The organism is Mesorhizobium sp. M0590, assembly GCF_040320905.1.
Classification (GTDB): domain Bacteria; phylum Pseudomonadota; class Alphaproteobacteria; order Rhizobiales; family Rhizobiaceae; genus Mesorhizobium.
In genome coordinates this window covers 76,271-83,063 of sequence record NZ_JAMYQN010000026.1, presented here as the reverse complement: position 1 = coordinate 83,063, position 6,793 = coordinate 76,271, and the positions used below count along the sequence as shown (strand labels likewise).

The window sequence follows — 6,793 nt, the reverse complement described above, 5'->3', positions numbered from 1 at the left end:
CGCGGGCGTTGAAGCGGCCACTCCCCTTCCCGGCACCGCTGCTTGCACCGAGGCGATAGGGATTGCCGCCCTGCTTGCGGATGGCAATCTCGACCTGGCGCACAAAGGGCAGCGTGCGCGAATTGACCGGCGCGCCGCCATGCCGCGTCCGGCCGGTGCGAACCTGGAATTGGTCGCTGTCACGATCTGCCATGACGGCAGCATCGGGCGTCGGGATTCGCTCTTCAAGACGGCCGGAACGCTGAGCGTGCTATGGAGCGCAAAGACTTGCTGTGGCGTATAAACGGCGGATCGCACATCGCCCGGGCACCGCACCTTTACTTTTCAGATCAGCAGGATAGCGGACCAACCGGCACCCGCCACACCTCGCGTGGTGCCTCCCGGTGTCCGCATGTGCCGGAAAAAACAATGTGCAGACACACACTTACGAGCGAAGCGAGGGCGAGCGCCAGCTCGCTTTATCTTGCTGTCCCCCACCACCCTCGCTGTCCCCCACCACCCTCGGTAACCGTCCGGATCCTGCACATCTTTCGGGTCGTGCAATCTCGCAACATGTGACGTTCCTTGCTATTGAGAGATTTCCGGCGGTGCCTCAACGTTCCTGGGACAAGGCCAACAACCCGTGCTGGTCGACGCATGACGCGACCTGGTATCGGGCCGTTTTGAGGCGGAGGAATATTGCCGCCGGCGCAAGCTTTCGACGAAGACTTTTGAGCTGTGAGTGCGCCATCTGGTGAGCCCGGAAGATCGGCGCAAACGTACGGAATATCTGCGGAAATTGCGCCAGGAAAAGCCGGAAAAGCGGGGCAAGAAAGGGCCGCCGAAGCGACGCAAGAGCCCGCGCCGCTACCGCTACAGCGTGCGTACGGACACCGGTCCGATTGCCCTGCAGGCGTTCTGGGGCAAGCATGTGGAGGCGATGAACTGGAGCGGGTTGGGGCTTGCCGAATATGCCGCGGCGCTCGGACTTTCGCCCCATGCGCTGCGCAAATGGCGCGCTCGTCCCCGAGGAATTCGAGGCCGAAGTGGACTGGCGATCTCTGTTGCATCCGAGTGCGCGGGCTCAATTCAGCAGCGCTGCTAATTGCGTACGGCGCCAATGTCACTTGACACCGCCGTTGACGGGCGGTCGAACCGGCGCCGCTTCAGCAACGCACAGAAGCAGGCGATCGTGCAGGAGACGGAGAAGCCCGGCGTCAGTGTGGCGGAGGTTTGCCGCCGCCATGGGATGGCCACCAGCATGCCTTCGGCCGGCGTGTCCAGTTCGGCGTGACCGCTCGCAAGGCGCCGCAATTGGCAACGGTTGCACTCATCCATGGGACGGAAACCGAACCGCCGGTACTGACTGCCCTGCGCAATCTCGTACGACCGCCGGACGGCGTGATGACAGCCCAACTGGACGACGGGCGGCGCGTCTTTGCATCCGTCGGCACAATGCAGATGCAGTCCAGCAGCATCTCGCGGCGAGGAAGAACGCATCATGATCGTCGTTCCGACGGGGGTGAAGGTGCATCTGGCGCTCGGTCATACCGACATGCGCAAGGGGCTCGATGGGCTCGCGGCGCCGTGGTGTCAAACGAGTTGTCAGCTGCGGGGTGGCAAGCGCTTCAAAAGCAGCACGCCGTTCATCAGATATTCGTTGAGCCAGTAGGCGGCAGCCGTTCGGGCGCATGCCGGCTGCCATGTCAGCAACATCCATCCTGCCGATCGGCGCGAGGCGGTGCAGCCCACCTGAATGAGTCCCACAAGAGGTACACGCGAGGGCCAATTCATGCCGGGGCGAGACCAGGACCGCGGCACAGAGTGTCGCGACGACAATTGTTCATGGCTCAATCCTGCGACGCAGGAGCCATGATTCATGGCGCTGGCTTGCGTTGGGCTGTGCGCTTGGCGCGCGGAGAAGCGAGGGGGAAAGCCTTCCTGCTTCCCCGACGCGATCGGCAACTTGTCTGCAGCCGGACCGAACGATCGCAGCGACACTTGCCTGCTTGATATTTACACGGAATGAGGTTTGTTGGCGGAGTAACGAATTATTTGCCTGGATTGGCGAATAGACAGACCATCCGTTTTCAAAGCGCGCTTTGGACAAGAGGAAATTCGATGACCGTTTCTCCAGACCCAAGCGACCAGGCTGATCTCGTATCAATCACCGCTGACATCGTTTCCGCCTACGTTTCGAACAATCCGTTGCCGGTCGGCGAGTTGTCGAAGCTGATCGGGGATGTCTATGTCGCTTTGCAAGGGATCGGCACACCTGTGGCTCCGACCGCAGCCAAACTGGAGCCGGCGGTGTCGATCAAGAAGTCAGTGTCACCTGATTTCATCATATGCCTGGAAGACGGGAAAAAGTTCAAATCCTTGAAGCGGCATATCGGAACGCACTACAATCTGAGTCCGGACGAATACCGCCAGAAATGGAACCTGCCCTCCGACTATCCTATGGTTGCGCCGAACTACGCGGCGACTCGCTCGGCCCTGGCAAAATCAATAGGATTGGGCCGCAAGGCGGCAGCGCCAGCGACAGCTGCGGCGGAAAAACCAAAACGAGCTGCTCGCGCGCCAGCGGCGGCAGCAATTGCCACGGCAATCAAATCGCCGGTGAAGAAGGCGCGCAAAACACCCGTCAAAGCATAGCGTGCTGCACCAGATAGAGGTGCAGTGGCGAACCTGAACATGGCGAAGCCCCGCCTTGCGCGGGGCTTCGTGTTAGCTCGGATCACTCGGCGGCGCGGCGGGACCAGATGAGCGAGAACTCGCCCCCGGGGTCGGTTTCGACCAGGCTCGCATAGATCGGAGCGGGGAAGCTGGGATCGTCGAGCTTGACTGAGTGATAGTCGCGGCCCTCGCGCGAGGTCTTCTTCCATGCCGCCCCGAACTCGATGGCGCCGGCGAAGATGCGGAAGTCCGGACCTTTTTCATTGTCGCCGTCGACCGGGGTGAACGACACTGTCTTGACGTTGAGGTTGAGGGTTTTGACTGAGCCGGAGAAGCCGTTCGCGGTGCGGGAGAATGTGCCGATCGTCGCCATTGTGGTGGTTCCTTCTGTTTCTCGGGCCGCGCCCATTGCGGCCTCACATGAGGGACCACTCGTCAAGCTGTGGCTCTGAGCTGCTGAGTGGTCGTTTCTGGAGGACGCTCCGCTCGGTGCGAGGCGTCCTGTCAAGGGTGCTCAATCGCCGTTGCGGCGGTTCGGACGTGACCAGATGAGGCTGTAGCCCTGGCCGTCCTCGCCCACGACGAGGTTGGCGTAGATCGGAGCGGTGAAGCTCGGGTCGTCGAGCTTGAGACCCAGTTAGCTGCGACCCTCGTTGGACTGCTTGGACCAGGCCGCCCCGATTTCGATGCGGCCGACGAAGACCCGGTGGCTGGGAGCGTTTTCGCCGCTGGCGCGCGTATCGGGTACGATACGGACCTTCTTGGCCTGGAGGGAGAGGGTGACGATCTCGCCGCTGAACTCGTTGTTGTCCGATTGCTGGAAGTTGCCGATGGTAGCCATTGTCGTTCTCCTGACTGGTTGCCGAAGCCGCCCTGTGCGGCCTCGATAGCGGTCGTGAGGCGACGATCGGGCCGACTGCATCCTGTGGACCGCAGCGCCAGCGGAGGACGGCGGCAGCCGAGCTTGTTGTCCCGCGAGGAATGCGGCAAAGCCGCAGGGGAAGAAGGTCGGGGAAGCCGTTGCAGGCAGAGGCCCGACCGGCGCCAGACCAGCCAGTAGAGAGGCCGTATAGGGAGGATTTCAGCATCAGTCTCTCGAGAACGATGCTGGCCATCGGCCCTTCAGCCACGCATTCGGCACAAGCAGCGCGATCCCTACCGCCACATGAACCTGAGGTCTGAGCCCATTCCTGATCCGCGCGTTTGCACGTATCAACCTCACATCCGGTCGCCGCTCGAGCGGCCGCACCATAATCCCGCCTGCGGCGGCAAGGGCTCAGGAGGACGAGACCAGTCTCGATGACGGCGTTCAAAGCCATGCCGCAATGCGGTCGTCCACCTGGTTCCGGCGGGGCTGATCAGGCCCTGGCCGAACTGGAATGCGGTCAGATCGTCATGGTCTTACAAACGCTCCTTCGATCACCACGCCGGCGCGGACGTATTTCCACAAAGCCACGATCAGCTTGCGGGCCAGCGCGGTAATCATCACCTTCTTGAAGCGTCCGCCATTCTGGGCAACTCGCTCGTTGAACCAGCGGCTGAGCGCCGAGGCGGGCTGGTGCCGCAACCAGAGCCACGCCATTTCCAGCAGCGTCGATCGCAAGCGTGGGTTTCCGGACTTTCCGATCCCCTGTTCCCGGTCGATCGACCCGCTTTGCCATGGCGTCGGCGCAAGGCCGGCATAGGCCGCCAGCTGCCGGCGATTGTCGAAGCACCGAAACAAGCCCTCTCCCCACAGCACGGCCGCAAACTCTGGTCCGATACCGACGACTTTCGACAGCATAACCACTTCACGCGCCGATTGGCGTTCTTCGGCGAGCATGGCGTCCCGTTCCGCCTCGACTGCCTTGATCTGATCGAGCAACATTTCCATTCGGTCGACCTCACGCAGAACCTGGCGCTTCATATTTGCGGGCAGATCCCGTCCATCGCCGGTGTGAAGAGTTTCCAGCCGATCGCGACGATCACGCCGCAAAGGATCGTAGCCGGTGATGCCCTGCGAGAAGAGCAGACCCTTGATCCGGTTGCCGTGCCGGATGCGTTCTTCCATCAACACCTTGCGCTCCCGGACGATGCGGCGGCGATCCTCCTCATAAGGGCTCGGCACGCGTAGCATGGAGCAGACTCGCGGTTCGCCACGCTTGAACGCCAGCAGCGACGCCGAGTGGTTTTGAAAGCAAGGCAGCGCACAAAGAGCTGGACGAGATCTTTGTTTCGGTGGAGTTGAGCAAGAAGTCCTGGCTGGTCACCTCGATTCGCCGGGAGCTGGCGGGTTATCGCGCCATACCATCCCCGGCGCGGATATTGCCGGGCTTCTTGGCCGCCTCGCTCAGTTGAAGCAAAGGCTCGTAGCCGAACCGGCCGCGACTATCCGTTCGTCATCATTCAAGGGGCCGGCCTTGATGGCTTCTGGGTCCACCGAGTTCTGGAAGCAGAAGGCCACGACACTCATGTCGTTGACGCGGCATTTTGAACATCACTACGGTTCGGTCGCTCCTCCAAGCGCCCGCCGTGCGGGTGGCGGAGGAGTTGTATGGCCTCATGAGGGTTGAACGAATGTTTCGGGCAAGTTTGCAGCCAGCTCCGCCGACTGAACCAAGTCCGGAGATTCCATATCGACGCTTGGGTTGGACGCTCGCGCCAGCCGGAACCAACGGCGGCCACAAGCGGTTTACCAATCGAAGGGACTGCAATGGATGCAGGATAATGGAATTTTTGGATATGGAACTGGCGAGAGCCCGACAGCGGCTCAACGGAGCGCAGCTTTCCCTTAAACGTGCGAATGAAATGCTGGATGAAGACTGCGGCGTCGGCATCAATATCGCGCTGTGCAGCAGGATACGGGCTGCGCAACGGCGCGTGGTGGAGGCCAGATCGCGGTTGACGAAGATCGATCCCACCAGCGCTGACGGAGTTCGCACACGTTGAACCATCCGGGCCGTGAAAGCCTTCCGATCCGCCGCTGCCCCATGTCGTCACGGCTAGCGCCTCAGACCGCGCAGCAATATGTGAGGACCGGCCTCTCATTCGTCACGGCCCTCCGGCCAGCTCTTTGCGAGCGTAAGATCGGACAGCGGAACCAAAGGCGGATTCGCGAATTCTACCGCTAGACAATTGGATTGTCGCCCATGAGGCTCGCGACCCTCCACCTTGAAACTGCGAGATACGGCGATGTATATCGCGCCGCCAGGCTCGCGCGACTGACGCGGCAAATGATCCGGCACATCAAGCGCACTGACACCTCGGCTCAAAACGTCGAGCAAGCGCTGGCTAGGTTGGCCGAAGCAAACGCGCCCATGGATCGGCTCACGCTGCATCAGTAAGGCCGCCACGCTCATGCCCGCCCCCGCATCGGCACGATGTGCGGCGGGTTGTTCGTGTGGCGTTCCCTCCACATCCGTTTCGCGGTGCCGGGGATGGCGCTCATGATCTTGGCGATCGGGCGCTCGCTGCCCAGTCGAGTAGATCGAGCTGCGCTGGGTCATGATATCGCTTCTTCGTGACTCCGCTGGTCCTTAATCGGTTGTTCTTGCGAGACTTATGTAACATCGTGCCAGCGCCGTTCAGCGCATCGTTGCCGCCACGGCCTCGGATGATGTCGGCGACATTGAAAGAGCCGAGCCGTTGATGCAGCCCAGTTCGCTGCTACGGTCAATGATCCTGGTCGGCGGCAGACTTAAAAGTGCTGACGGGTGGCTAGAATGTATTACGTCCACGGATATGCCTACGAGAACGTCTTCCCCTTCCCGGGTGACTTTACGCGGCTTCCTCATCATCGTCCGACTCGTACTTTCGAGCTCGTGACGCTGGATCCCGGGTGCTGTCAGGCCGCATGCCGGCGATAGCAAAAGAACGCCCCCTCAATAGTGGGTCTTGCGATGTAGCGGTCTCCCACCCTCAAATTCCAAACAATTCTCTGTTGGAATACAGCGCGCTCTGAAGCCCAGGATGGCGCCGAAAGCTGTTTGCTGGGCCGTGCGCCAAATCAGCCGAATTGCTCTCTAGAAAGCCGTTCTTCTCCATACTTCTGTGCTACGCTATTTAGCACACAGGTTGGCGATCTCAATGAATTCAAGTGCTTGGCGCATAGCGCCTAGCATCGAGTTTGCGGCCTGCTGCGCTGGAGCGAGAGAACCCG

8 protein-coding genes and 3 pseudogenes are annotated in these 6,793 nt (G+C 61.2%); 5 read left to right on the top strand and 6 right to left on the bottom strand.

The window, feature by feature from the left end; all coding sequences use genetic code 11:
• Positions 1–193, bottom strand: a 193-nt coding sequence (locus NKI52_RS29425) for a hypothetical protein (RefSeq protein ID WP_352700500.1), incomplete at its 3' end; no start/stop codon positions are given.
• Between the two features lie 528 nt (positions 194–721).
• On the opposite strand from NKI52_RS29425, the gene NKI52_RS29420 reads away from it, so the two are divergent.
• Positions 722–1,084, top strand: coding sequence for a hypothetical protein (locus NKI52_RS29420; RefSeq protein ID WP_352700499.1), 363 nt, complete (start codon positions 722–724; stop codon positions 1,082–1,084).
• Here NKI52_RS29420 and NKI52_RS32810 read toward each other — a convergent pair.
• Positions 1,081–1,482, bottom strand: a complete 402-nt coding sequence (locus tag NKI52_RS32810) for a hypothetical protein (protein WP_502897819.1) — start codon at positions 1,480–1,482, stop codon at positions 1,081–1,083. The two genes, NKI52_RS29420 and NKI52_RS32810, sit on opposite strands and share 4 nt — an antisense overlap.
• Here NKI52_RS32810 and NKI52_RS29410 point away from each other — a divergent pair.
• Positions 1,481–1,651, top strand: a complete 171-nt coding sequence (locus NKI52_RS29410; protein WP_245274835.1) for a hypothetical protein — start codon at positions 1,481–1,483, stop codon at positions 1,649–1,651. The genes NKI52_RS32810 and NKI52_RS29410 overlap by 2 nt on opposite strands.
• A 449-nt stretch (positions 1,652–2,100) precedes the next feature.
• Entirely contained in the window at positions 2,101–2,634 is a 534-nt protein-coding gene (locus tag NKI52_RS29405; protein WP_023680033.1) for a Ros/MucR family transcriptional regulator, read from the top strand.
• Between the two features lie 82 nt (positions 2,635–2,716).
• Here the strand turns inward: NKI52_RS29405 and NKI52_RS29400 are convergent, their stop codons facing one another.
• The 3 genes and pseudogenes from NKI52_RS29400 to NKI52_RS29390 form a co-directional block, all read right to left on the bottom strand.
• Complete coding sequence (locus NKI52_RS29400) at positions 2,717–3,028, bottom strand: DUF736 domain-containing protein (RefSeq protein WP_023680034.1); 312 nt, start codon at positions 3,026–3,028, stop codon at positions 2,717–2,719.
• Between the two features lie 141 nt (positions 3,029–3,169).
• Positions 3,170–3,496: pseudogene (locus NKI52_RS29395) on the bottom strand (DUF736 domain-containing protein).
• A 552-nt stretch (positions 3,497–4,048) separates the two neighbouring features.
• Positions 4,049–4,813, bottom strand: a pseudogene (locus NKI52_RS29390) (IS110 family RNA-guided transposase); the annotation flags it as partial.
• A 38-nt stretch (positions 4,814–4,851) separates the two neighbouring features.
• On the opposite strand from NKI52_RS29390, the pseudogene NKI52_RS32805 reads away from it, so the two are divergent.
• Positions 4,852–5,122 (top strand): annotated as a pseudogene (locus NKI52_RS32805) (IS110 family transposase); the annotation flags it as partial.
• Between the two features lie 239 nt (positions 5,123–5,361).
• Complete coding sequence (locus NKI52_RS29385; RefSeq protein ID WP_023680037.1) at positions 5,362–5,583, top strand: hypothetical protein; 222 nt, start codon at positions 5,362–5,364, stop codon at positions 5,581–5,583.
• Between the two features lie 95 nt (positions 5,584–5,678).
• Here NKI52_RS29385 and NKI52_RS29380 read toward each other — a convergent pair whose 3' ends face one another.
• Complete coding sequence (locus NKI52_RS29380; protein WP_352700497.1) at positions 5,679–6,140, bottom strand: hypothetical protein; 462 nt, start codon at positions 6,138–6,140, stop codon at positions 5,679–5,681.
• Between the last annotated feature and the right edge of the window lie 653 nt (positions 6,141–6,793).

Bases quoted from the DNA above. Each gene is read 5' to 3' on its own strand.
- NKI52_RS29385 (WP_023680037.1), top strand. From the start codon at position 5,362: ATGGAATTTTTGGATATGGAACTGGCGAGAGCCCGACAGCGGCTCAAC.
- NKI52_RS29380 (WP_352700497.1), bottom strand. From the start codon at position 6,140: ATGACCCAGCGCAGCTCGATCTACTCGACTGGGCAGCGAGCGCCCGAT.
- NKI52_RS29410 (WP_245274835.1), top strand. From the start codon at position 1,481: ATGATCGTCGTTCCGACGGGGGTGAAGGTGCATCTGGCGCTCGGTCAT.
- NKI52_RS29405 (WP_023680033.1), top strand. From the start codon at position 2,101: ATGACCGTTTCTCCAGACCCAAGCGACCAGGCTGATCTCGTATCAATC.
- NKI52_RS29400 (WP_023680034.1), bottom strand. From the start codon at position 3,028: ATGGCGACGATCGGCACATTCTCCCGCACCGCGAACGGCTTCTCCGGC.
- NKI52_RS32810 (WP_502897819.1), bottom strand. From the start codon at position 1,482: ATGATGCGTTCTTCCTCGCCGCGAGATGCTGCTGGACTGCATCTGCAT.